General features: G+C 67.6%; 20 protein-coding genes and 1 pseudogene. 9 read left to right on the forward strand and 12 right to left on the reverse strand.

What is annotated here, in order from left to right; genetic code table 11:
- Positions 1-46: 46 nt before the first annotated feature.
- The 4 genes and pseudogenes from hflX to AC3WQA_RS17190 form a co-directional block, all read left to right on the forward strand.
- Positions 47-1,030 (forward strand): annotated as a pseudogene (gene hflX, locus AC3WQA_RS17175) (ribosome rescue GTPase HflX); the annotation flags it as partial.
- A 648-nt stretch (positions 1,031-1,678) separates the two neighbouring features.
- Entirely contained in the window at positions 1,679-2,752 is a 1,074-nt protein-coding gene (gene hflK / locus AC3WQA_RS17180; protein WP_492676241.1) for an FtsH protease activity modulator HflK, read from the forward strand.
- A complete protein-coding gene (gene hflC / locus AC3WQA_RS17185) occupies positions 2,749-3,621 on the forward strand; it encodes a protease modulator HflC (protein WP_492676242.1) in 873 nt (290 codons plus the stop codon). The genes hflK and hflC overlap by 4 nt, the downstream gene beginning before the upstream one ends.
- Before the next feature lie 131 nt (positions 3,622-3,752).
- Positions 3,753-5,045, forward strand: coding sequence for an adenylosuccinate synthase (locus AC3WQA_RS17190; RefSeq protein WP_492676243.1), 1,293 nt, complete (start codon positions 3,753-3,755; stop codon positions 5,043-5,045).
- 97 nt (positions 5,046-5,142) lie between these two features.
- On the opposite strand, the gene AC3WQA_RS17195 is transcribed toward AC3WQA_RS17190, so the two are convergent.
- Both AC3WQA_RS17195 and AC3WQA_RS17200 read right to left on the reverse strand, forming a co-directional pair.
- The gene (locus AC3WQA_RS17195; RefSeq protein WP_492676244.1) at positions 5,143-6,084 is read right to left on the reverse strand and encodes a hypothetical protein; all 942 of its coding nucleotides are present in this window, start codon (positions 6,082-6,084) and stop codon (positions 5,143-5,145) included.
- Positions 6,085-6,189: 105 nt separating this feature from the next.
- Positions 6,190-7,398: a S8 family serine peptidase gene (locus AC3WQA_RS17200; RefSeq protein WP_492676245.1), complete on the reverse strand. Its 1,209-nt coding sequence runs from the start codon at positions 7,396-7,398 to the stop codon at positions 6,190-6,192.
- A 142-nt stretch (positions 7,399-7,540) separates the two neighbouring features.
- Here AC3WQA_RS17200 and AC3WQA_RS17205 point away from each other — a divergent pair, with 142 nt between their 5' ends.
- The 4 genes from AC3WQA_RS17205 (at position 7,541) to msrA (ending at position 9,959) form a co-directional block, all read left to right on the forward strand.
- Positions 7,541-8,032, forward strand: a complete 492-nt coding sequence (locus tag AC3WQA_RS17205; RefSeq protein WP_492676246.1) for an RNA polymerase sigma factor — start codon at positions 7,541-7,543, stop codon at positions 8,030-8,032.
- The gene (locus AC3WQA_RS17210) at positions 8,029-8,763 is read left to right on the forward strand and encodes an anti-sigma factor family protein (protein ID WP_492676247.1); all 735 of its coding nucleotides are present in this window, start codon (positions 8,029-8,031) and stop codon (positions 8,761-8,763) included. The genes AC3WQA_RS17205 and AC3WQA_RS17210 overlap by 4 nt, the downstream gene beginning before the upstream one ends.
- Positions 8,764-8,994: 231 nt before the next feature.
- Positions 8,995-9,441: a peptide-methionine (R)-S-oxide reductase MsrB gene (msrB, locus tag AC3WQA_RS17215; RefSeq protein WP_492676248.1), complete on the forward strand. Its 447-nt coding sequence runs from the start codon at positions 8,995-8,997 to the stop codon at positions 9,439-9,441.
- A complete protein-coding gene (gene msrA, locus AC3WQA_RS17220) occupies positions 9,441-9,959 on the forward strand; it encodes a peptide-methionine (S)-S-oxide reductase MsrA (protein ID WP_492676249.1) in 519 nt (172 codons plus the stop codon). The genes msrB and msrA overlap by 1 nt, the downstream gene beginning before the upstream one ends.
- A gap of 18 nt (positions 9,960-9,977) precedes the next feature.
- Here msrA and AC3WQA_RS17225 read toward each other — a convergent pair whose 3' ends face one another.
- The 10 genes from AC3WQA_RS17225 to AC3WQA_RS17270 all read right to left on the reverse strand — a co-directional run bounded on the left by AC3WQA_RS17225 (position 9,978) and on the right by AC3WQA_RS17270 (position 21,333).
- Positions 9,978-10,208 (reverse strand): Sec-independent protein translocase subunit TatA, encoded by a 231-nt coding sequence (locus tag AC3WQA_RS17225; RefSeq protein ID WP_492676250.1) that lies wholly within the window; start codon positions 10,206-10,208, stop codon positions 9,978-9,980.
- A 47-nt stretch (positions 10,209-10,255) separates the two neighbouring features.
- Positions 10,256-11,032: a ferredoxin--NADP reductase gene (locus AC3WQA_RS17230; RefSeq protein ID WP_492676251.1), complete on the reverse strand. Its 777-nt coding sequence runs from the start codon at positions 11,030-11,032 to the stop codon at positions 10,256-10,258.
- An 82-nt stretch (positions 11,033-11,114) separates the two neighbouring features.
- Entirely contained in the window at positions 11,115-11,747 is a 633-nt protein-coding gene (locus tag AC3WQA_RS17235) for a nitrous oxide reductase accessory protein NosL (RefSeq protein ID WP_492676252.1), read from the reverse strand.
- A gap of 1 nt (position 11,748) precedes the next feature.
- Entirely contained in the window at positions 11,749-12,582 is an 834-nt protein-coding gene (locus tag AC3WQA_RS17240; RefSeq protein WP_492676253.1) for an ABC transporter permease, read from the reverse strand.
- Positions 12,579-13,502, reverse strand: a complete 924-nt coding sequence (locus AC3WQA_RS17245) for an ABC transporter ATP-binding protein (protein ID WP_492676254.1) — start codon at positions 13,500-13,502, stop codon at positions 12,579-12,581. Before AC3WQA_RS17245 ends, AC3WQA_RS17240 begins: the two co-directional genes overlap by 4 nt.
- Complete coding sequence (locus AC3WQA_RS17250) at positions 13,495-14,772, reverse strand: nitrous oxide reductase family maturation protein NosD (RefSeq protein ID WP_492676255.1); 1,278 nt, start codon at positions 14,770-14,772, stop codon at positions 13,495-13,497. Before AC3WQA_RS17250 ends, AC3WQA_RS17245 begins: the two co-directional genes overlap by 8 nt.
- Positions 14,773-14,819: 47 nt before the next feature.
- On the reverse strand, positions 14,820-16,781 hold the full coding sequence (gene nosZ, locus AC3WQA_RS17255; protein ID WP_492676256.1) for a TAT-dependent nitrous-oxide reductase: 1,962 nt from the start codon (positions 16,779-16,781) through the stop codon (positions 14,820-14,822).
- A gap of 6 nt (positions 16,782-16,787) precedes the next feature.
- On the reverse strand, positions 16,788-18,998 hold the full coding sequence (locus AC3WQA_RS17260) for a 4Fe-4S binding protein (protein ID WP_492676257.1): 2,211 nt from the start codon (positions 18,996-18,998) through the stop codon (positions 16,788-16,790).
- Positions 18,995-20,071 carry an FAD:protein FMN transferase gene (locus tag AC3WQA_RS17265; protein ID WP_492676258.1) on the reverse strand — a complete coding sequence of 359 codons (1,077 nt, stop codon included), beginning with the start codon at positions 20,069-20,071 and terminating at the stop codon, positions 18,995-18,997. The genes AC3WQA_RS17260 and AC3WQA_RS17265 overlap by 4 nt, the downstream gene beginning before the upstream one ends.
- A 179-nt stretch (positions 20,072-20,250) precedes the next feature.
- Positions 20,251-21,333, reverse strand: coding sequence for a ribonucleotide reductase barrel domain-containing protein (locus AC3WQA_RS17270; protein WP_492676259.1), 1,083 nt, complete (start codon positions 21,331-21,333; stop codon positions 20,251-20,253).
- A gap of 182 nt (positions 21,334-21,515) precedes the next feature.
- On the opposite strand from AC3WQA_RS17270, the gene AC3WQA_RS17275 reads away from it, so the two are divergent.
- The gene (locus tag AC3WQA_RS17275; protein WP_492676260.1) at positions 21,516-22,214 is read left to right on the forward strand and encodes a Crp/Fnr family transcriptional regulator; all 699 of its coding nucleotides are present in this window, start codon (positions 21,516-21,518) and stop codon (positions 22,212-22,214) included.
- Positions 22,215-22,219: the final 5 nt, after the last annotated feature.

Below are 22,219 nucleotides of genomic sequence, written 5' to 3' on the forward strand. Positions count from 1 at the left end.
GTGGAACCGCTCCGGTTCCTTCCCTCTTCGCAGGCTGCCGCCCCACGTGTTTGATCGTCAGAAGAAAGGCGAACGTGCCGTCCTCGTGTTGCCTTATGGCCGGGGCGGCGGTGACGCCACGCGTCGTGCCGAGGAATTCGCCGAGCTGGTGACGTCCGCCGGCGCCGAGATTCTCGGCAGCGTTTCCGCCCGCGTCGAAGTGCCCAACCCGCGCTTCTACATCGGCAGCGGCAAGGCCGACGAGTTGGCCGAGATGGTGCGTGCGCTGGAGGCCGACCTGGTGCTGGTCGACCACTTCCTGAGTCCGGTGCAGGAGCGCAACCTCGAAAAGCACGTCAGTGCCCGCGTGGTGGATCGCGCCGGCTTGATCCTCGACATCTTCGCCCAGCGCGCCCGCTCGCACGAGGGCAAGCTGGAGGTGGAGCTGGCCCAGCTCAAGCACATCGCCACGCGCCTGGTGCGCGGCTGGAGTCACCTGGACGCCCAGCGCGGCGGCGCCATCGGCAACCGTGGCCCGGGCGAAACCCAGTTGGAAACCGACCGCCGCCTGCTCGGCGAACGCGTCAAGCAGCTCACCAAGCGGCTGGCGAAGGTGCAGACCCAACGCGGTCAGCAGCGCCGCGCGCGCCTGCGCAACACGGTGCCGCGGGTGGCCCTGGTGGGCTACACCAACGCCGGCAAGTCCACCTTGTTCAATGCGCTCACCAGCAGCGGCGTATATGCCGCCGATCAGCTGTTCGCCACGCTCGATCCCACCGTGCGCCGGCTCGACGACCTCGCCTGCGGCCCGGCAGTGATCGCCGATACCGTGGGTTTCATCCGCGAGCTGCCGCACGACCTGGTGGCCGCCTTCCGTGGCACCCTGGTCGAGGCGCGCGACGCCGATCTGCTCTTGCACGTCAGCGATGCCGCCGATGATGAGCGCGACGTGCTGCGCCGCGTGGTCGACCGGGTGCTGGAGGAAATCGGCGCCGGCGACGTGCCGCAGCTGCATGTCTACAACAAGATCGACCTGGTGGGTGGCGGCGACGGTGCTGGTGCCGGCGTCCCTGCTGACGAGGATCAGGGAGCGGCGATCCACGGCCGCACTTCAGAAGCCAGTGCTGGCGTCCTTGCCGGCGAAGATCAAACGGCCGCCGTCCATGGCTGCACTTCTCATACGGAGCTCGTTTCCCATCAGGCTCCCGCGATGGAACCGCGCATCGATCGCGACGGCGACGGTCGTCCGCGAGCGGTGTGGCTGTCTGCCGCAAGCGGCGCGGGGTTGGCTCTACTGCGCGAGGCGCTGGGTGAACGCCTGGGCGGCGAGCGCGTGCGGTCCGAACTGCGCCTGCCGCTGACGGCAGGGCGCTTGCATGCGCGGCTCAAGGCGGCCGGCGCGATTGCCGGCGAAGAGGTCGATGAGCACGGCTGGCGCCTGCGTATCGACGCGCCGCTTGGCGTCATCGCCCCGCTCGGCGGCAGCGATGACGGCGAGGCCGCGCCGCTGCGCGAGCTGCTCGCCAAAAACTGTCCGGGTGCGGACTCGGTCTGCTAGAATCCCATTCGTTTGCGCGGTGCGAAAACCTTCGCGCGCCACCCGACCGGCAACTCGGCTCCGCGCGATGCAAGTACCGTTCACCATGAGCTGTTTTGGCGTAACGTGCCGGTTCGTCCGGCACCCCCAAGGAAACTGACGATGGCCTGGAACGAACCCGGCGGTGGGCAGCGCGACCCCTGGAACCGCCCGCGCCCCGGTGGCAACAAGTTCTCGCCCGAACAGTGGCTGGGCCGGCTCGGCAAGCATCTGGGCGGGCTGGGCCGTGGCCCGGGTGGCATCCTCACCGCGATCCTCGTGCTGGTTGCGGTAGGCCTCCTGATGAGCAGCTACACCATCATCGGCGCGCGCCAGGTCGGTGTGGTGCTGCGCTTCGGCCAGTACGCCCGCACGCTGCCGCCCGGCTTCCACTTGAAGCTGCCGGTGCCGGTGGAGGCGGTGGACAAGGTCGAGGCCACGCGCATCCGTTCGGTCAACGACCACGTGTCCATGCTCACCCGCGACGAGAACATCATCACGGTCGATTTCACCGTGCAGTACCAGGTGGACGACGCGCGCAAATACCTGTTCTCGGTGAACGATCCCGATGCCAGCGTGAGCGCGGCGGCCGAAGCGGCCGTGCGCTCGGTGATCGGCGGCAGCGACATGGATCGGGTGCTCTCCGCCGCCGGCGCCAACCTGGTGAGCGAGGCGCAGCAGGCGCTGCAAAAGACGCTGGATGCCTACCACAGCGGCTTGCGCGTGACCGAGGTGAGTTTCCAGAACGTGGCGCCGCCAGCCGAGGTGAAGGACGCCTTCGACGACGTCAACAACGCCCGCGAAGACAAGCAGAGCATCGAGAACGCCGCGTTGGCCTACGCCAACAAGGTGGTGCCGGTGGCGCGCGGCGACGCGGCACGCATCGCCGCCGAAGCCGCCGGCTACCAGGCTGAGCGCATCGCCCGCGCGCAGGGTGACACCGCCCGCTTCGACCTGCTGCTGGCACAGTACAAGGCCGCGCCGGCGGTGACCCGCAAGCGCCTGTGGCTGGAAACGATGGAGCAGGTGATGGCCGACAATCCCAAGGTGATCGACGGCTCCGGCGGCCGCAACATCATCAACCTGCCGGCGGGCGACGCGGCGCGCACGGCGGCCGGCAGCAACGGCAAGGCAGCCTCCGCGCCGGTGACCGTCACGGCCACCGCCAGCGACACGGGCAAGGAGAAGCAGCCATGAATCGCCTCTTCGCCGGCGTCATTGCCGCGCTCGTGCTCCTGCTTGGCCTGAACAGCCTGTTCGTGGTCAACGAGGGCCAGAGCGCCCTGCTGCTGCAGTTTGGCCGCATCGTGCGTGCCGATTACGCGCCGGGGCTGCATTTCAAGCTGCCGGTGGTGCAGCAGGTGGTGCATTTCGACAAGCGCATCCTGTCGCTGGACGCCCAGCCCGAGCGCTACTTCACCTCCGAGAAGAAGAGCGTCAACGTCGACTTCTACGTGAAGTGGCGCATTGCCGACAACGCTACCTACTACCGTGCCACCGGCGGCGACCAGCTGCAGGCCGAGCAGCGCCTCACGCCCATCATCAAGGACGCGCTGCGTTTCGAATTCAACGCGCGCACCCTGCAGGATCTGATCTCCGGCGGGCGCAAGGACATCACCGAGCGGGTGCGCCAGCAGACCGACGCCTCGGCGCGCAAGAACCTCGGCATCGCCGTGGTCGACGTGCGCATCAAGCGCATCGACCTGCCGGACGAAGTGAGCGAGTCGGTGTACAAGCGCATGCGCGCCGAACGCCTGCAACTGGCGAACGAACTGCGCTACACCGGCCAGGAAGCGGCGGAGAAGATCAAGGCCGACGCCGACCGCCAGGGCCAGGTGCTGCGCGCCGACGCCGAGCGCGATGCCGCCAAGGTGCGCGGCGAAGGCGATGCCAAGGCCGCGGCGGTCTACGCGCAAGCCTACAACCAGGATCCCGAGTTCTTCGCCTTTTACCGCAGCCTGGCCGCCTACAAGAAATCCTTCGACAGCGGCAACGGCGTGCTGATCCTGAAGCCCGAGGCGGAATTCCTGCACTACTTCGGCGACCCGGCACAGGCCAAACATTGAGCCATGCGCGCCGGTGCATGGCGCTCACGGAGTTCACGGCGGTTAGCCGCAGGCAGCGATAGGTTCGGCGTTCTTCCGGGGACGCCTGCGTGCCTGCCTGAACGTATTACATCAACTTGAGCGAGTACATCATGGGCAAGTCAGTAGTCATCCTCGGCGCGCAGTGGGGCGACGAAGGCAAGGGCAAGATCGTCGACCTCTTGACCGAGCGGGTCAGCGCGGTGGCACGCTTCCAGGGCGGCCACAACGCTGGCCACACCCTGGTCATCAAGGGCAAGAAGACCGTGCTGCACCTGATCCCCTCGGGCATCCTGCGCGAGGATGCGCTGTGCCTGATCGGCAACGGCGTGGTGCTGTCGCCCGAGGCGCTGATCCACGAGATCGCCGAGCTGGAAGGCAATGGCGTCGAGGTGCGTTCGCGCGTCAAGATCAGCCCGGCCACGCCGCTCATCATGCCGTACCACATCGCGGTGGACAAAGCGCGCGAGGTTGCCGCCGGCAAGAGCGCCATCGGAACCACCGGGCGTGGCATCGGTCCGGCCTACGAGGACAAGGTGGCGCGCCGCTCGATCCGCGTGGCCGACCTGATGTACCCGCACGAGCTGCCCGAGAAGCTCAAGGCGGCGGTGGATTACCACAATTTCATCCTCACCCAGTGGCTGAAGGCCGCGCCGGTGGACTACGACACCGTGCTCAAGGACGCGCTGGCCTGGGGCGAGTACATCAAGCCGATGGTGGACGACGTTGCCAGCATCCTGCACGACGTGCGCGCGCAAGGCGGCAGCATCCTGTACGAAGGCGCGCAGGGCGCGCTGCTCGACATCGACCACGGCACCTATCCCTACGTCACCTCCAGCAACACTACGGTGGGCGGCGCGCTGGCCGGCACCGGCGTGGGCGCGCACGACATCGACTACGTGCTGGGCATCTGCAAGGCCTACGCCACCCGCGTCGGCGGCGGCCCGTTCCCCACCGAGCTCAACGACGCCATGGGCGAGCGCCTGCGCAAGGTCGGCAACGAATTCGGCGCCAGCACCGGTCGTCCGCGCCGCTGCGGCTGGATCGACCTGGTGGCGCTCAAGCGCGCCGTGCAGATCAACGGCATCAATGGCCTCGCCATCACCAAGCTCGACGTGCTCGACGGTCTGGAGACGATCAAGGTTTGCATCGCCTACGAGTACCGCGGCAAGCGCCGCGAGCTGGCGCCGCTGGATGCCGACGGCTGGGATGAGTGCAAGCCGGTGTACCTGGAGTTCCCCGGCTGGAGCGAATCCACCGCCGGCATCCGCGACTGGAACAAGCTGCCCGCCGCCGCCCGCGCCTACCTGCGCGCGGTGGAGGAACTCTCCGGCTGCAAGCTTGCCATCGTCGCCACTGGCGCCGACCGCGACGACACCATCGTGATGGACGACCCGTTCGCCTGATCGTTCCGCCTGCTTGAGCCGTAGTCACGAAGAAGGCCCCGCGAGCGGGGCCTTTTTCGTTTCGCATGATGCCTGGCCTGGCGTCACGGCTCAGGGATCAATGCCCCTGTGCATTCGCGTCCGCGCCGCCGTTGGCCTGCGCCGAGGCCGACACGCCATGGCCGAACGAGCTGCGGGCCTGGCCATTGGCCGAGCCGTTCGCGGCGGCGCTGGAACCGGCATTCGTGCTGCCGTTGGCCCGCGCCGAGGTCGCCACGCCGCGGCCGAACGAACTGTTGGCCTGGCCGTTGGTCGAGCCGTTCGTGGCGGCGCTGGAACTGGTGTTCGCGTTGCCGCTGGCACTGCCCGAGCCTGCGGCCTCGACAGTCGGGCTGGCGTCGGCGGCGCCGGCGATCGAGCCCAACTGGCTGCCCGCGTCGTCCGTGGCGGACGAGGCCACACCCTTCACCTTGCCGGTGGCCTGCGCGCCCCGCGAATGGGCTGCGGCCGAGCCGTTGGCGGCGACTTGCCGGGCCTTGCTGACGCCGGCCCGGGCCGCGTCCCTGGCGTCGGCGCGAGCGTCGTCAGCCGCATTCCGTGTGCGCCCCATAGCGTTCGCAGCTCTCTGTTTGGCCGTCGAGACGGCCGAATCCGCCTGGCCGCTGACACCATTGGCGGCATCGCGCAGCGCCCCGCCGTCGAGGCTGCCAGAGGCCGATGCATTGCCGTTGGCACTGGCCTGGCCGCTCACCTGGTCGGAGGCCTGCGCCGCCGTCTGCTTCGCCTGTTCCGCGCTCGACGTGGCGCGCTGGCGCAAGCGCTGCGCGCGGTCGGTGACCGGGCTGGCGTCGACGGGCGGGGTGTCGAGATGGCCCATGCCCTGCGCGGCACCACCGATTTGGCCCGCTGCGGTCGGGATCTGGCCGATCCTGCCGGCAATGCTGCCGGCGAGCCCGCCGCCCAGATGCTGGGCATAGGCGCTGCTCATCGAGGCCAGCACCAGCGCGCCCGTGCACAGGGCGATGCCGAGGGTCTTGTTGCTGCGGGTCGTGTTGTTCATGTCGGGACCTCCTGCCGGCGGCGAATCCGCGGCTTCCGGAGACCACTACGCGCGGCGCCGAAGCATCCTTCCATGCCTGCCGGGCACCGTTGCTTCGCGTTCAGCTTAGGGTGACAGCAGGCCGTGGCCGCAACGCGAACCATCGAGTGCATGGGCTTCGCCGATCAGGCGCTGCAAGGCCTGGGCCGCCGCGCCGGGCTGGGGAGTGTCAAGCACCCGGGTAGCCTTGCGCGCCACGATGGGCGCGGCGAACGAGGTGCCGCGCAGCCTGTCGCGGCCGCTGCCGAGCACGCCCAGTGCGCAGAAGGCCACCTGCCTGCCGGCGGCGGACTCGGGCAGTACGTGGTCGTGTGCATCGACGGCGCCAACGCCGATGACGCCCGGATAGGCCGCCGGAAACAGCGGCGGCGCCGCAGGGCCGTCGTTGCCGGCCGCGCTGACCAGCACGTGGCCGCGCGCGATCATCGCCTGCACCGCGCGGGCGAGCACCGGGTTGTCGGGCCCGACCAGGCTGATGTTGATGACCGCCACGTGCTCGCGATCCATCCACGCGAGTGCGTCCACCAGACCGGAGGTGGCGCCGCCGACCTCGTCGCCGCACCACAGGTCGGCGGCATACAAGGTGTCTGCATCGCCGGCGACCAGGCGCGCGGCGACTGCCGTGCCATGCCGCGTGGCGGTGGCCTTGGCGCAGCCGTGTGTTTCGAGGCGAGCCTGCACCAGCGCGGGATCGGCCGGATCGACGCCGCCATCGACCATGCCCACGCGACGCGCCGGCACGCCGGCCGGCGCCCACGCGACGGACGCTGCGCCGGCATCACCTGCCGGGAGATAGAGATGCTGATAGGTGAACGCGGCATCCGGTGCGGCCTGCTGCAGGGCGCGCATGGCCACCTGCGTGCCGCGTTCACGGGTGTCGTGCAGCACCACGAGTTCCAGCCCAAGCGTGGCGTCCGCCGGGGTGGCGCGATCCACGGTGAAGCCCTGCGCCTGTACGGCATCGCGCTGGGCATCCGACAGGCCCATGGCGAGAAATTCGCTGCGCAGGATCGGTGCGCCCTTGGGGTCGACAGTGACGCGCCGCGGCTCCCGGCGCAGCAGCCGGTCGACCTGCAACTTCAGGCCCAGGGCTGGTGGTCGCCGCAGCAGGTTATCGACACCTTGCAGGTTCACGCCGGGCACTGCATCGGGCAAGGGCGTGGCCGGCAGCGGAAGGTGTGGCAGCGACCGCTGCACCGGGCCCAGCACCTGCGCCTGCGCACGGGAGCCGCCACCCAACGCGAGCACGATGGCCAGCACCGGAACGGAAAGCATGGAAGCACGACGCAGCAACATCGCCAGACACCTCGGGAGCGACGGGGGTGGATGCTAGCATCCGCATGCTTTACGCCCTCGAACCGCGCCGTTGCGCCCGAGGGAAGGAATCCACCCCTTCAGACGTAGTGGAAGGTGATGCGTGCATTCGAGCGATGCTGTGCGTGAAGGACTGATTGCACTGCTGCCGCGCCTGCGCCGCCTGGCGCGGGCGCTGGCGGGGCAGGTGGCCGATGCCGACGACCTGGTGCAGGTGGTGCTGGAACGCGCGCTGGCCCGATCCGCGCAGTGGCGGCCGGATGCCGCGCTGGACAAGTGGGTGTTCGCGATCGCGCGCAACGCATGGCGTGACGAGTTGCGCACACGTGGCCGGGCGCAGCATCTTTTCGCGCCCGAGGAGGCTGGCGAGATGGTGGCCGACGACGGCGAGGCGCTGCCCGCGCGGCGGTTGGAGCTGTCGCAGGCCCTGGCGGCGCTGCCGCCGGATCATCGCGAGGTGGTGGCGCTGGTGCTGGTTGAGGGCCTGTCCTACGACGAAGCCGCCGCCATGCTGGAGGTGCCGGTGGGAACCGTCACCAGCCGCCTGGCCCGCGCCCGCGCCACCTTGCAGGCCCTACTTGGGAACGATGCATGAACCCGATCGACGACAACATGCTGCAGGCCTACGTGGACGGTGAGCTCGACGCGGTGCAAGCCGCGCGCATTGACGCCGCGCTGGCGCAGGACGACGGGCTGGCCCGCCGCGTGCGGCAGGCGCGGGCGCTGAAGGAGCGGCTGCATGCTGCGTTCGATCCGGTGCTGGACGAACCGGTGCCGGCGCGTCTGTCCGCCCTGCTGCAGCCGCGGGCTGCGCCGCTCACGCTCATCGAAGGCGGTCGCCGCGCAGGCGCCGTCCCTCGCCGTGCGCCCCGCCGTTGGCTGATGCCGGGCGCCGCGCTGGCGGCGTCGATCGCCCTGCTTGCCGTCGGCCTGTGGTGGCGTGCCGGCAGCGAGCTGGTCCGCATGCGGAACGGCGAGCCCTACGCCGCCGGTGTGCTCGGCCGTACGCTCGACCGGGCGCTGGCGAGCGCGCCGGATGCGCACGCCCCAGTGTCGATCGGCCTGAGTTTCCGTGCCGCCGACGGGCAGGTCTGCCGCACCTTCACCGTCCGCGTGCCACCGGTGCGCGCCGGGCTGGCCTGCCATACGGCAAGGGGCTGGGCGTTGCCCGTGCTGGGGCCGTCGGCTCCGGCTGAAACCGGCGAGTTGCGCCAGGCGGCGAGCAGCTTGCCGCCCGCGGTGCAGACCGCGGTCGACGCCCGCCTGCGCGGCGAAGTGTTCGATGCGCAGCAGGAGCGCGCTGCAAGGGCGGCGGGCTGGCGGTGAAGCAGCCGAAAGCCGTGGCCGGCTGTGGTTCCGCACGCCGATGCGCGGGTGCCCGACATGGCACCGGCCGCGACGACGCGATGCGGCTGGACGGTCCGCACGCCTGACCGCCGCGTACCTGAGGTGAAGCGGAAGCCCGGCATGCCCGGGCCGTTTGCTGAAGGGACGGTGCTTGGATCGGCCGTGCGCATCCCCATCTCGATCCGCGTCGACCCGCAACGGAGACCTGCCATGCCCGTGTATCGCAAGACCCCCGAAGCCCTGGCGCGCCTGACGCCGGAGCAATACCGCGTCACGCAGGAGAGCGCCACCGAGTACCCCGGCACCGGCGAATACCTGCACCACAAGGCTGCGGGCATCTACGTGGACGTGGTCTCGGGCGAGCCGCTGTTCGCCTCCTCCGACAAGTTCGATTCGCACTGCGGCTGGCCCAGCTTCACCAGACCGCTGCAGCCGACGAGCGTGCACGAACTGCGCGACACCACGCACGGCATGATCCGCACCGAGGTCCGCTCGTCGGAGGGCGACAGCCACCTGGGGCACGTCTTTCCGGATGGCCCCGCCGAGCGCGGCGGCCTGCGCTACTGCATCAACTCCGCGTCGCTGCGCTTCGTGCCGCGCGCCGAGATGGAAGCGCAAGGCTATGGCGCGTACCTCGACCAGGTGGAGGGCGAATGATGGCCAGCGAACGCGCTGTTCTCGCCGGAGGCTGCTTCTGGGGCGTGCAGGAGCTGCTGCGCAAGCTGCCTGGCGTGCTGTCCACCCGCACGGGCTATGCCGGCGGCGACGTGCCCAACGCCACCTACCGCCACCACGGCACGCACGCCGAGGCGGTGGAGATCGTGTTCGATCCCGTGCGCACCGGCTACCGCGGTCTGCTGGAGTTCTTCTTCCAGATCCACGACCCCACCACGCCGAACCGGCAGGGCAACGACCGCGGCAGTTCCTACCGCTCGATGATCCTCTACGCCAGCGAGGCGCAGCGGCGCATCGCCGAGGACACCATCGCCGACGTGGACGCCTCCGGCCTATGGCCGGGCAAGGTGGTCACCGAGCTGCAGCCGCTGGGCGACTTCTGGGCGGCCGAACCCGAACACCAGGACTACCTGCAGCATTACCCCAACGGCTACACCTGCCACTTCGTGCGCCCGCACTGGCGACTGCCCCGGCGCACGGGCGCTGTCGATGGCGAATGACGCCGGCGTGGCTGGCGTCTACTTCGCGTCGTGCGGGGTGGTTGGGGTGTGCGGTGTGGCTGATGGCGTGGCGTGCAGCCGCTCGGTGGCGGCGGTGGGCGCGGCTTCATCATCGCCGCGCATGGCCTGTTTGAAGCCGCGGATGGCATGGCCCAGATCGCTGCCGACGTTGCTGAATTTCCTGGTGCCGAAGATCAGCATGACGATCACGAGCAGCAGGCCCCAGTGCCAGAGACTGTCCAAACCCATGGTGTTGCCTCGCGTTGGTGGTGTGTGGTCGAAGGTGGTGGAAGGGGTCATTTTTCGACGAAGGCGTGCTCGACGACGTAGTCGCCCGGCTCGCGCGTGCGCGGCGAGCCACGGAAGCCGTATCCATCGAGCAGCGTGGAGAGGTCCCTCAACATGTCCGGGCTGCCGCACAACATGACGCGGTCTGTGGCCGGGCTCAGCGGTGGCAGTCCGGTAGCTTCGCTCAGCTGGCCGCTGGTGATGGAGTAGGGGATGCGACCGCGATGACGGAACGGCTCGCGGGTGACGGTGGGGTAGTAGACGAGCTTCTCGCGCAACATGGCTCCCACGTACGCGTGGCGCGGCAGATCGTTGCTGATGTAGTTGGCGTAGGCCAGATCGCTCACGCGGCGTACGCCATGAACCAGCACGACCTTGTCGAAGCGCTCGTAGGTGCCCGGGTCGCGGATGACGCTCATGAAGGGTGCCAGCCCCGTGCCGGTGGCCAGCAGGTACAGATGCTGACCTGGCTTCAGGTCGGTGAGAACCAGGGTGCCGGTGGGCTTGTGCGTCACGATGATCGGATCGCCTGGAAGCAGGTGCGTCAGGCGTGAAGTGAGTCGGCCATGCGGCACCTTGATCGAGAGGAATTCCAGATGATCCTCCCAACTGGCGCTGGCGATGGAGTAGGCGCGAAGCAGCGGGTTGCCATCCACCACCATGCCCATCATCACGAACTGGCCGCTGGTGAAGCGGAAGGTGGGATCGCGCGTGATGCGGAACGAAAACAAGGTGTCGTTCCAGTGTTGCACGTCGATGACGTGCTCGGTGGTGCTGGCTGGCATGGGACATGGCCTCGATGGGGCATGGTCGACCGTTCCGACGTGGCTGCGGCGGAATGCGAAGGTGGGCCTTGGCTGGATGGCCTCAACGCATGGAGGCAGGGTTCGTGGTGACCGGCAAGATGCCGTCTTGCTTGTGCGCGGCGGCTGCCGATGGTGCGCGACAGGTCGACAAGGCATGGAACGTGGTCGCCGGTGGGCATTGCCCGGTGAGGCCGGCGATGAGGTCGGGGGTGATCTGGTTGAAGTCGAATACGGCGCCACCGTGCCTGGTCACAAAGCTTTCCGCGGCCTCTCGTGTGGCGAAGGGAGCGAGTGTGGGGCCCATGGAACCGGACAACGGCTGCCAGGCCACGTAGTAGGCATGACGGGCGTCGATGAAGCTGTTGGCGGCGTTGGTCGGGTGCTGCCAATCGATGAGTGCGCTGTTTTGCACGTACAGCGCGCTGGTGGCGTGCTGGTGCTCGGGCTGCAGCGCCCAGGCAAAGAAGTCTCGAATGGAATCGAAGAAGAGGGGCTTGGCCGCCCCGGTCTCCCAGGCTTGCGCGCGCGGGCCCGGCGCATCGCGCAGATACATGCCGCACACCGCGCACACCGCATCGGCGGGCACTGCGGCGGCCGGCTCGCTGGTGGCGTGTCGGGTGCCGCAGCCGGCGATCAGCAAGGGCAGCAACAGGCCAAGCAGCAGGAACCAGCGGATGAGGCGGCCGGATGACATGTCAGATTTCCTTGCGTCGAAAGGCCGCCATGGCCCAACCAAAAGGCAGGGCGATCCACAGCAGTTGCACGCCGACCAGCAGCGGCGTGGGGTAGTTGAAGCCGGCGGTCATGCCGGTCAGCAGGTCGTCGCCCGCGCCATGGCCCAGAGCGGTCAGGTTCACCAGGCGGAAGGTATCCACCGGATTGAGCAGCAACAGGTAGGGATATACCGCGCGTTCGGCCGGGTTGCCGCCGCTCACCACCAGCAACGCAAGCAGGGCGAGGTCAAACAGCACCACGCTGGCAAGCCAGCCGATCAGGGCCAGGCCGGCGGCACGGGCCTTGTCGCTGCTGGCCACACTGATCAGACAGGCGACGGCGACGAAGCTGGCGCCGAGCAGCATGGCGCTCACGATGAAGCGTGCGATGTTGGCGAGGTCGGCGCCGGCAAGCGAAGCATGTGACATCGCCAGCATGACGGCCGCCGCTCCGCCGAAGCCTGCAAACGTGGCGGTGGCGAGCGCGCCGCAGTGGCCGAGGAATTTGCCGGCCACCAACTGCCCGCGTCCCAGTGGGTAGCTGAGCAGCAGTAGCAACGTACCGTCATGGCGTTCGCCGACAATCGCGTCGTAGGCAATCAGCAGGCCGATCAGGGGAATCACGAAGGCGCCCAGCGTAGTGAGGCTGGCCAGCGTGGCGTCGAACGAGGTAAAGCCGACATGCCCGGCGGAGGCACTGCCGAACCAGGCGATGGCAAGGGCGAGCAGGGCGAGTACCGCGCTTACGGCCAGCGTCCAGCGGCTGCGGAAGTCGTCGCGAAATTCCTTCCATGCGATGACGAGCACCGGGTTCATGCGGTTTCCTCCGTGGCGGGCAGGCGCTGGCCGAGATGGTCGTAGAGCTGGGCGAGCGTCGGCGCGCGCACATCGATGTCGGCTATGGCGGGGTCGGCCAGAAGCCCGCGCAGCACTTCCAGTTTGCTGGCCCGCGCCACCTCCACGGCAAGCCGGCCGTCTGGCCTTGGGCTGGCGGCAAGGCCGCGGGCATCCAGCCGGGCCAGCAATCCGGCAGCTTCGCCCCGTGGTTTCAGCAGCATGTGCGCCGGCAATGCGGCCAGCGCATCCAGCTCGGCAAGGCTGCCGGCAGCGAGCAGGCGGCCTTGGCGCAGGATCAGCGCGCCGTCGATATGCGGTTCGAGCTCGGCCAGGAGGTGCGAACAGATGAGCACGCTGGCGCCATCCGCGCGCAGCTCGCCAATGATGCGATACAACTCGCTGGTCGCCTGTGGATCAAGCCCGGTGGTGGGTTCATCCAGCAGTACCAGTTCGGGCGCGCCAAGCAGTGCCTGGGCCAGGCCGAAGCGCTGGCGCATGCCCTTGGACCAGGTGCCCACGCGGCGGTTGGCGGCCGGCATCAGGCCGACGCGCTCAAGCAGGGCATCCACCTGTCTGGTGTCGGCACGCTTGAGTCTGGCGAGGTAGTGCAGTAGTTCGCGCCCGCTGAGACTGGCGTAGAAACTGGCGTTTTCCGGCAGGTAGCCGATGCGTTGGCGCAGGGCAGGCTGGTTCCATGGCGACTGCCCCAGCACGGTGAGCGAGCCTGAGCTGAGCCGGATCAGGCCGAGGATGAGTTTGATGAGGGTGGACTTGCCGGCGCCGTTGTGGCCAATCAGGCCGGTGACCTTGCCTTGCGCAACGCCGGCGCTGATGCCGTCCAGCGCGGCCACATCGCCATAGTGTTTGGCGAGGGATTCAAAGCGGATCGCGTCAACCATGGGGCGGCCTCGGCAAGGCGGGGGCGTGCATCAGCGGATGGCTGTCCACCACCGCCGGCGGCATGAACACCGGAAAGGCGCGCTGCACGTAGCGCATCAGCAGAATGGACGGACTGGACATCAAGCTCTTCGCCGCCGGGTACTTCCACAGCAGCACGTCGACGCCGTCGTTGGGGCGAAATGGCACATCCCCGATGCCGTTGTCGTCCAGGTCCCAGCCAAGGTAATCGCTCCAGTAGTTGCCACGGCCATCCTTCGACCACTCCTGGGCGAGGCTCTGCGCGTACTTCACCTGCACGCGGTTGCCGATGAAGCTGTTGCCCCATACCTCGTTGTGCTCGGAGCCAGCCGTCATGTGAATGCCGATTTGCGAATCCAGCACGCGGTTGTCGTGGATGGCGTTGAATTGCGAGAGATAGACGAACAGCCCCTTGCCGGCGCCGCCATCCACCTCGTCGCCGGTTACGCCGGACTGGCCGGTGATGCGGGAAATGGTGTTGTCGGCCAAGGTGCTGTGGGAGATGTAATTGAGCAGGAAACCGTAGGCCTGGTCGCGCTCGGCGGCGTTGCCCTCGATGGTTAGGCGGCTGGAGGCCATCAGCGCGTAGCCTGCAAGATTGTCGCGGCTGACGTTGCCGATCAGCCGGTTGTCCTGCGAGTACATGTAGTGCACGCCGTAGCGCACATGGTGCACGGTGTTGCGGGCGATCAGGTTGTGGTTGCTCACGTAGATGTAGATGCCGTCGCGTGAGTACGCCACGTCGTTGCCTTGCACCACGCAGCCCGCGTCGTTCCACAGGTGAATGCCGTCGCCACGGTCGGCCACGTGCAGGTTGCGCATGCCGCGCACGGTGTTGCCGGTGATGCGCACGTCCTGGGCGCCGTCGAGGTAGATGCCGAACAGGGTGTCGGTGATGGCGTTGTCGGCGAGCTTGATGTTGCGGGCCTTGCGCTCGACGAAGATGCCGGCGTTGGTTGCGGTGAGGTCGGTGCCGCTGGCACGGATGGTGAGGTGTTCGACCGCGACGTCGTCGGCGGCAACGCGCACCACATCGCCGTGGCCACCGCCATCGAGCACCGCGCCGGGAGCGCCGATGAGCGTGACGGGCTTGACCAGAACCAGGTTCACGCGATGCACGCCGGCCGGCACCGTGATGGTGGCACCGGGCGCGGCCTGCGCAATGCGCACGGCAATACCCTCGGCGGCGCGTGCCGGAAACATCGGCGCGGCGGCAAGGAAGGCGATGGTCATGAGCGAGGAAAGCTTCATGGGATGACCCCGCTGCGCCACCCGTCCCCGGGTGGCGCAGCGTCGTCTCACGCCTCCACCAGCATCCGGCCCTGCATTTCCATGTGCATGGCGTGGCAGAAGAACGTGCAGTAGTAGTGATACACGCCGGCGTTGCCAGCCACGAAAGTCGCCGAGGCGGTGGCGCCGGGGCTGATCTCCATGTTGATGCCGTAGTTGACGATGCAGAAACCGTGGCTGACGTCCTCCACGCCATCGATGTTGGTGACCGTCACGGTCACCTCGTCGCCCTTCTTCACCTTGAAATCGGTGAGGCCGAACACCGGCGCGGCCGAGGTCATGTACACGAATACCTTGTTGCCTTCGCGAATGACCTTGTTGTCCGAGAGCACGTCCACGCCGCGCTTCTTCGCCGCGGCCACCGTGGCGGCGAAGTAGGGATCGTCGCGATCCCACATCCGCTTGACCTTGTCCATCAATATGCGCCGGTGCACCAGGGTCACATCGTGCGGCTCGGGGTAGACCGGGCCATCGGCCACCAGTTGCATGGTGTCGCCGGAGATGTCGATGAGCTGGTCGTTGTCCGGATGCAGCGGGCCGGTGGGCAGGAAGCGGTCCTTGGAGAACTTGTTCAGCGACACCAGCCACTTGCCGTCGGCGTCGCGCGTCTCGCCCATGCTGGTGTGGTTGTGGCCGGGCTGATAGGCCACATCCAGCTTCTGGCGGATGTAGTTCACCTTCTTGCCGTTGTGTGCGGCGATCGCGTCGGCGATGTTCCACTTGGCGATCTGGCTGTCGATGAACAGCGTGGTGTAGGCGTTGCCGCGGCCGTCGTAGGCGGTGTGCAGCGGGCCGAGGCCGATCTCCGGCTCGGCAATCACCGCGTCGCGCGGATCTTTCAGCTTGCCGGCGAACAGATCGTCGATTTTCGCCCACTCCATGATGGAGACGGTTGGCGAGAGCTTGCCGTTGGCGACCACGTATTTGCCGTCCGGGCTGGCGTTGATGCCGTGCGGGTTCTTCGGAATGGGGATGTAGAGCGTGAGGTCGGAGCCATGGCGGCCATCCACCACCGGCACCTTGGAGGCGCCGATGGTCTTGAACTTGCCGGCCTTCACCGCTGCCTCGATGCGGGCGATGTTGAACACGACCACCCAGTCGCGCTCGGCGCGCATCATCTCCGGCAGCGTGGTCCCGCCTTCGGAGTTGTAGCAGGTGGAGATGGCATATTTCCCTTCGTAGTCGGCTTCGGTGTTGTCGAGATTGCCGTCCACCACCACCTGCCAGGCAACGTCCATGGTGTCGCTGTCGATGGCGCTGAACATGGTCTGGTAGCCCTTCACGTCGTCCAGTCCATGGCCATCGTTCGGCGCCGGCACCGTGAACTCGCCGTTGGCGAAGACGTAGCCGGTGCGCGGGCGCCGCTGTACGCGCAGGCCGTGGATGGATTGCACGTTGGGGATGCTGGTGATGCGGTCGGTGCGCATCACGTCGCAGCGGATGCGCGCCACGCGCGTGTGGGCCTTGTCGTTGATGAACACATAGCGGCCGTCGTACTGGGCATCGGTCTGGCTCATGTGCGGGTGATGGCAGTCGCCACCGGGCGGGAAGTGGTCGCCCAGCACCGCCTTGCTCTCGTTGGTGACGCCGTAACCGATGGTGAAGTCGGGGTTGAATACCGGGATGCGCATCAGCTCCCGCATGGATGGCACGCCGACGAGGCGTACTTCGCCCGACTGGCCGCCGCTCCAGAAGCCGAAGTATTCGTCGAGTTGGCCGGGTGGAACCTCGGCTTTGGCCAGCTCCTTCTCCGAAGGAGCGGTGGGTGTAGACGTTGCGGGGAGTGCGGCCGTGGCCGCCTTGCCGGCGGCTGGGGCTGCCACCTGTTTGCCGCAGGCCGAGAGCGCGAGGCCCGCCGCGCCCGCCATGCCGGCCATGGCACTGGTCTTCATGAACTGGCGGCGCGCGCTGTCGCGCGGCGCATCGGCCGCATCGAGTGGGCGGAGCGGGTTTTCAGTGTCGTCATGCATGGCGGGTCATCCCTCGGCTGGTGTGGAAGGCGGATTGGCAACGGTGGGTGTCGTGCGGTTTTCCATCTCCGGCGCGGCGGAGAGCACGACCGGGGTAGGCAAGGGGCGCGCCGCGCGCTCGCGCTTTTTGCGCCGTTCGACCAGTGGCGGGCACTTGCGGTCGTTGGCGTAGGTCACCTGGCAATCCAGGCAGTAATGGCACTCGTTGAAGTTGATGCGGCCCAGCTGATCGATGGCGCGCACTTCGCACTCGTTGGCGCAGATCTGGCAAGGGTGGCCACATTCCTTGCGCCGGCGCAGCCACTCGAACAGGTGGAAACGTCCGGAAACGGCCAGGCCGGCGCCCAGCGGGCAGACGTAGCGGCAATAAAACTTGTTGTTGAAGGCGGCGACGCCGACCAGCACCAGCGCGTAGGCCACGTAGCCCCAGGAGCGCGCGAAGTGCAGCGTGATGGCGGTCTTGAACGGTTCCACCTCGGCGTAGTGCTCGGCGGTGGCCACCGATTGCAGCGAAATGCCGAACAGCACCAGCAGCAGGATGTACTTGATCGCCCACAGCCGCTCGTGCACAAGGCGCGGGAATTCGAACTGCGGCACCTTGAAGTGGCGGGCCAGCTTGTTCACCAGTACCTGCAATGCGCCGAACGGGCACAACCAGCCGCAGTAGATGCCGCGCCCGAGCAGCAACAAGGTTGCCGCCACGAAAACCCACAGGATGAACACCAGCGGATCCATCAGGAACGTGGACCACTGAAAGCCGTGCAGCACCGAGTGGATGAACGCGAAGACGTTCACCACCGATAGCTGGGCGAGGCTGTACCAGCCGATGAAGAACAGCGTGTAGAGGAGATACCCGGTACGGATGCGCTCCAGCAGGTTCGGGTACTTCACCAGCCAGTCCTGCAGGGCGAGGATCAGCGTGAGCACCCCGAGGCCGGCTAGCAAGAGGCCGATATCCAGCTTGCGGCCCAGCCAGATCTGCTTCCACAGCGCAGTGGGGGCGGCGTTTGGCGTCGCCTCGGCAGCGGCGGCTGGTGGCGCCGTGGTGTATGCCGCCGGCATGCGGTAGTCGACGGTGAAGGTGTGGTAGATGCTTTGCAGGGGGCCGACCTGGCGATTCACCATCAGCTGCAGCGTCCACGGCTTCACTGCGTCGAAGCCGCTGGCCGCCGCGGCGTGATGCACGATGAAGATGGCTTGTTCGGTGAACGTCGGCTTGCCGGCGAGGCCACCATCACCCATCTGCACCAGGTCGGTATCGTGGAACAGCACCAGCTTGCCCTGCTGAATCAGGTGCAGGCGGTCGAAGATGCCGCCGCGCACGTAGCCCAGGCCCTTGAAGGAGTAGATGCCGTTGGCCATCACCGCCACGGCGGTATCCCCCTTGCCGAGGCGCTTCATCAACTCCGCATAGGCGGCTTCGCCCAGCAGGTTGCGGCCCACGGTTGGCGCGCTCACATCGGCAAACCACAGGTCGATGAAGGTGTCCTTGCCGTGGCCGGCCGGGGGTTGGGCCGTGGGGTCATCCGCCAGTCCACCTTCGGCTTGTCCCCTGAACGCATCGGCGACCTGGTCGCGATCCAGTTGCAGGTGGCCGATGGCGCCGTTTGCCGTGAGCGTGGCCCAGTCCGCTTGCTGGTAGAGATCCCGGCGCACGCTGGTCGCCTTGGCGTCGTCGGTATCGCTGCCGGCGATGATGTGGCGCGAGGCGGCCACCTTCAGCGCGGCATTCATGATGGTCTCGTTGGCAACCATTGAGGTGACCGTGGCGCTGGAGATGGCGTCGATGTGCGTACCGTCGCCACCGGTGCCCACCACGATCTGGTCGGTGACGTGGTGCCCGATGTAGCGCGCCACGAAGTCGTAGAGCTTCTGCACCGGAATGCCGACCAGCAGGATGGGTTCCTCTTGGTGCAACACGCGCGTGGCGCGGATCGCGCCGTCGGTGTCGATGGCTACGAGAATGTTGATCGGTTTGCCCGAATAGGCAGGCACCGGCGCCACCATCACCGTTTCGAACGCGTAGCCGATCACCTTGTCGCCCTGGTACACGGCGGCGGCCGATGGATCGCCGGTGGCGTCGCCGAAGCGAGTGGCGGTGGGGAAGGCCTGGTGCAGTTCGGGGTACGTCGTGTCGATGCCGGCAACGGCCGGCAGTGCCAGCAGCATGAGCAGCATGAACAAAAGCGTTGCGGGCAGGGCGCGCTGGGCATTCATGCAACGCGCGCCATTCCCGCGATCAGCGGCAGCTCGCGCGAGCGGTACCGTTCGCGGCCATCGCGCGCGATGGTCAGCCACTCAAGCCCCTGTGCGGCGGCGTGCGCGGACAGATCCGGCAAGGTGAGCGAAAACGCGGCCGTGCTCATGCCATCGGCAAGTACGGAACGTGGGGCCATCATCGTTACGCTGGCGTAGGCCAGCGGCGAAAGGCCGGTATGCGGATTGACGATGTGGAACAGTTTTCGATCGGCGGAGAAGAACACCCGGTAATTGCCCGAGGTGGACAGGGCAGCGTTGCGGACTTTGACCACCGCCGCCACGCGGCTGGTGTCGATGGGGTCGACGATGCCGATGTTCCAGTGCCGCTTGGGGTCGCTGCCGCTGAAGGCATGCACGTCGCCACCGGCGTCGACGATGCCGTATTCGATGCCGTGTGCCTTCAGCACGGCGACGCCCTGATCCACCACGTAGCCCTTGGCGATGCCGTCCAGCGTGATGGCCATGCCGGGCGTGCCGAGGCGGATGCCCAGCGCGTCGATGCCGATGGCGCGCCAGTCGACCAGTTGTTCATGCTGCTCGATGCGGCGGCCGTCGGCGGCGCTGAGCCGGTCGGTGCCGCGCAAGGTTTCGAAATATCGCAGCACCGGCAGCACGGTCGGGTCGAAGGCGCCCTGGGTTCGTTGCGACAGGGCCAGTGCCTCGCGCAGCACGGCATGCAGGTGATGCGGCACCACGTGCAGTTGGCCATCGCGATTCAGGCGAGCCAACGGGCTGTTGGCGTCGAAGCGGGTAAGTTCGCCGGCGATGGCCGCCATGCGCGCGAAGGCCGCCTCGATGGCGATACCGGTCGCTTCGCGGTCTTCGGCAAGGCAGTTGATCGCTACCGAAGTGCCCATCAGCGTGCGTTCGCGGCGTACCTGCCAAAGATTGGCGCCGAGCCGGGCAAGCGTCCAGCCGCCGCCGGCAAACAGGCCGCCGAGCAAGGCCAGCTTGCCTGCATGCTGCAGCCATTGGCGCCGTGTCGGCGAGACGGGAACGGCACAGGCCGGATTTTGTGCTGGATGAGCCATCGCTCAGTTCCTGTTGGTGACCGACGGTTGGTGGCGTGACTGGCGGATACGCCTTGCGGGCGAAACCGGTCGGTTGCTACGGGGCGGCATTCTCGGCGCCTGCGCCAGCGTCTTGTTGACCATGGTCAACACTTGCCTGCGCCTTCGTGTGGCTGGATGCCGCAGGCCTTCGATGTGCATCAATGGCCCGCGGCGCACGGTTCGACTTGCTGCAGATTCGTTGCCGTGCGCCAGCTCGGCGCGCCCAACCCCTGTGCCAGCGCCAGGCGGTGCGCTTCGGCGCACTGGGCGTCGTTGGCGTGTTGCGACAACAGCAGCGGGTAGCCAATGGTTTCGTCCAGCCATGGCGAGAGCGCCTGGCGCATGCGCACCTGTGCCGCTGGCGGCAGTGAATCCACGGTATCTGGCGCCTCGCCATGGCGCTGCTGAAGCAGGCCGATGGCGTAGCCGGACGAACGCAGCATGCGCAAGCTGCCGACGGCATCGATGGCATGCACGTGCTCGCCGCGCAACGGGTCCACGGCATCGGCAACATCGTTGGCGAGCAGGGCCAGCCGCGGCTGGGAGGTGATGGCGGTGGTGTGGGTATAGCGCAGGCCATGGCGCGAGGCATCGAGCAGCAGTTCGGCCGGCGTCTCACGCCATCGGGCGCGCGCCATGGCCTTGCGACTTGCGCCAGCGCGGGCGCCGCGCTCAGCCGCCAGTTCGACGTTGGCGCGAAAGCAACCCTTGGCGATGGCGTGCAGGATCGCCACGGCCTGCGCGCGGCCATCGTCGCTGTCGTAGCCGAGCGCCAGCAAGGCCAGGGCATCTGCCAGTCCCATCACGCCGATGCGCACCCGTCGCGAGGGTGCGGTTTGCGCCAGCATGGCGGCATCGTCGAGCATGCGCATGGCGACGACCGCACAGGCAGTCACCGCCTCGGTATCGATGCATGCGCTGCCTGGCGACACGAAAGCGGCGATATTCAGCGTGGCGCGCAGGCCATGGCCGCGCCATGGGCACTGCCCGGTGCCGGCGCCGGCAAGCAAGCGGGCATCGGGCAGCAGGCGCCAGCCGGCCATCGCCTCGAAGTACCGGTTTTGCCAGTGCGCTGCGAGTTGCGCCGGCTCGGTGGCGGCAAGCGCGCGTGCCACGCGCAGCCAAGTGTCCTCGATCGCCGCGTCGTGCAGGGTGGCCTGCTCGCGCCAGCGAAACCAGGCATCCCATGCCTCGACGGCAGCGAGATCGGTGAAGGGGGAAGGGCGGCAGTGCTCGTTCATGGGTCGCTTGCGGTCGGCACGGCGACTATTCCCGTACCCGCTGCATGCGTTTTGATCCCCATCAACAAGCGTGGCGCGACATCGGTTTTGTTACACGTTGTTACACGGTGTTGCGCAACTGACACCATGCCGACGGTGCGGCGGCCTATCGTTGCTGGCAGTTGGGTTCGTCAGGAAAAACCATGAGCGTCGTCTGCCTCTTGCCGGTCGAAGCCGAGTCGCCAGTGATGGTGCCCGAGCTGGAAGTCGAGCTGCTTCGTCATCACATGCAGATCGGTCGACGGCGGTTGCGCGCGCGCCAATATCTGTATCGCGGCGGGCAACCGTTTCATGGCCTGTACCTGGTGCAGGCCGGTTTCCTCAAGACCAGCAATCTTGCCGAGGGCGGGCGTGAGCAGGTGACGGGCTTCCGCATGCGCGGCGATTTGCTCGGCGTGGAATCCATCGGCCTGGCGCACCATGTCGGCGATGCCGTCGCGCTGGAAGACACGGAAGTCTGGGAGTTGCCATACCCGCCGGTGCTCGATGCCTGCCGCCACGTGCCGGCGCTGCAGGCGCAATTGGCGACGGCGATGGCCGAGGAGATCCGGCGCAGTCGCGGCTGGATGTTGACCATCGGCACCTTGCCGGCCGAGCCGCGCGTGGCGGCGTTCCTGCTCGATGTTTCCGCCCGGCTGGCGCGGCTTGGCCTTGGCGATCAGCGGTTCGTGTTACGCATGACGCGCATGGATATCGCGAGCTTTCTTGCGCTCAAGCACGAAACCGTGAGCCGGGCGCTTTCCCACCTGGAACGCCTGCAGCTCATTGAGGTTTCGCATCGCGAGGTGGCGTTGCTCGATGCGGACGGCTTGCGCGGCTTCATCGACGCGGCGAGCGGCTGACCGCG

This window comes from Rhodanobacter sp. FW106-PBR-R2A-2-24 (assembly GCF_058789615.1).

Bases quoted from the DNA above. Each gene is read 5' to 3' on its own strand.
- hflK (WP_492676241.1), top strand. From the start codon at position 1,679: ATGGCCTGGAACGAACCCGGCGGTGGGCAGCGCGACCCCTGGAACCGC.
- hflC (WP_492676242.1), top strand. From the start codon at position 2,749: ATGAATCGCCTCTTCGCCGGCGTCATTGCCGCGCTCGTGCTCCTGCTT.
- AC3WQA_RS17190 (WP_492676243.1), top strand. From the start codon at position 3,753: ATGGGCAAGTCAGTAGTCATCCTCGGCGCGCAGTGGGGCGACGAAGGC.
- AC3WQA_RS17195 (WP_492676244.1), bottom strand. From the start codon at position 6,084: ATGAACAACACGACCCGCAGCAACAAGACCCTCGGCATCGCCCTGTGC.
- AC3WQA_RS17200 (WP_492676245.1), bottom strand. From the start codon at position 7,398: ATGCTTTCCGTTCCGGTGCTGGCCATCGTGCTCGCGTTGGGTGGCGGC.
- AC3WQA_RS17210 (WP_492676247.1), top strand. From the start codon at position 8,029: ATGAACCCGATCGACGACAACATGCTGCAGGCCTACGTGGACGGTGAG.
- msrB (WP_492676248.1), top strand. From the start codon at position 8,995: ATGCCCGTGTATCGCAAGACCCCCGAAGCCCTGGCGCGCCTGACGCCG.
- msrA (WP_492676249.1), top strand. From the start codon at position 9,441: ATGGCCAGCGAACGCGCTGTTCTCGCCGGAGGCTGCTTCTGGGGCGTG.
- AC3WQA_RS17225 (WP_492676250.1), bottom strand. From the start codon at position 10,208: ATGGGTTTGGACAGTCTCTGGCACTGGGGCCTGCTGCTCGTGATCGTC.
- AC3WQA_RS17230 (WP_492676251.1), bottom strand. From the start codon at position 11,032: ATGCCAGCCAGCACCACCGAGCACGTCATCGACGTGCAACACTGGAAC.
- AC3WQA_RS17235 (WP_492676252.1), bottom strand. From the start codon at position 11,747: ATGTCATCCGGCCGCCTCATCCGCTGGTTCCTGCTGCTTGGCCTGTTG.
- AC3WQA_RS17240 (WP_492676253.1), bottom strand. From the start codon at position 12,582: ATGAACCCGGTGCTCGTCATCGCATGGAAGGAATTTCGCGACGACTTC.
- AC3WQA_RS17245 (WP_492676254.1), bottom strand. From the start codon at position 13,502: ATGGTTGACGCGATCCGCTTTGAATCCCTCGCCAAACACTATGGCGAT.
- AC3WQA_RS17250 (WP_492676255.1), bottom strand. From the start codon at position 14,772: ATGAAGCTTTCCTCGCTCATGACCATCGCCTTCCTTGCCGCCGCGCCG.
- nosZ (WP_492676256.1), bottom strand. From the start codon at position 16,781: ATGCATGACGACACTGAAAACCCGCTCCGCCCACTCGATGCGGCCGAT.
- AC3WQA_RS17260 (WP_492676257.1), bottom strand. From the start codon at position 18,998: ATGAATGCCCAGCGCGCCCTGCCCGCAACGCTTTTGTTCATGCTGCTC.
- AC3WQA_RS17265 (WP_492676258.1), bottom strand. From the start codon at position 20,071: ATGGCTCATCCAGCACAAAATCCGGCCTGTGCCGTTCCCGTCTCGCCG.
- AC3WQA_RS17270 (WP_492676259.1), bottom strand. From the start codon at position 21,333: ATGAACGAGCACTGCCGCCCTTCCCCCTTCACCGATCTCGCTGCCGTC.
- AC3WQA_RS17275 (WP_492676260.1), top strand. From the start codon at position 21,516: ATGAGCGTCGTCTGCCTCTTGCCGGTCGAAGCCGAGTCGCCAGTGATG.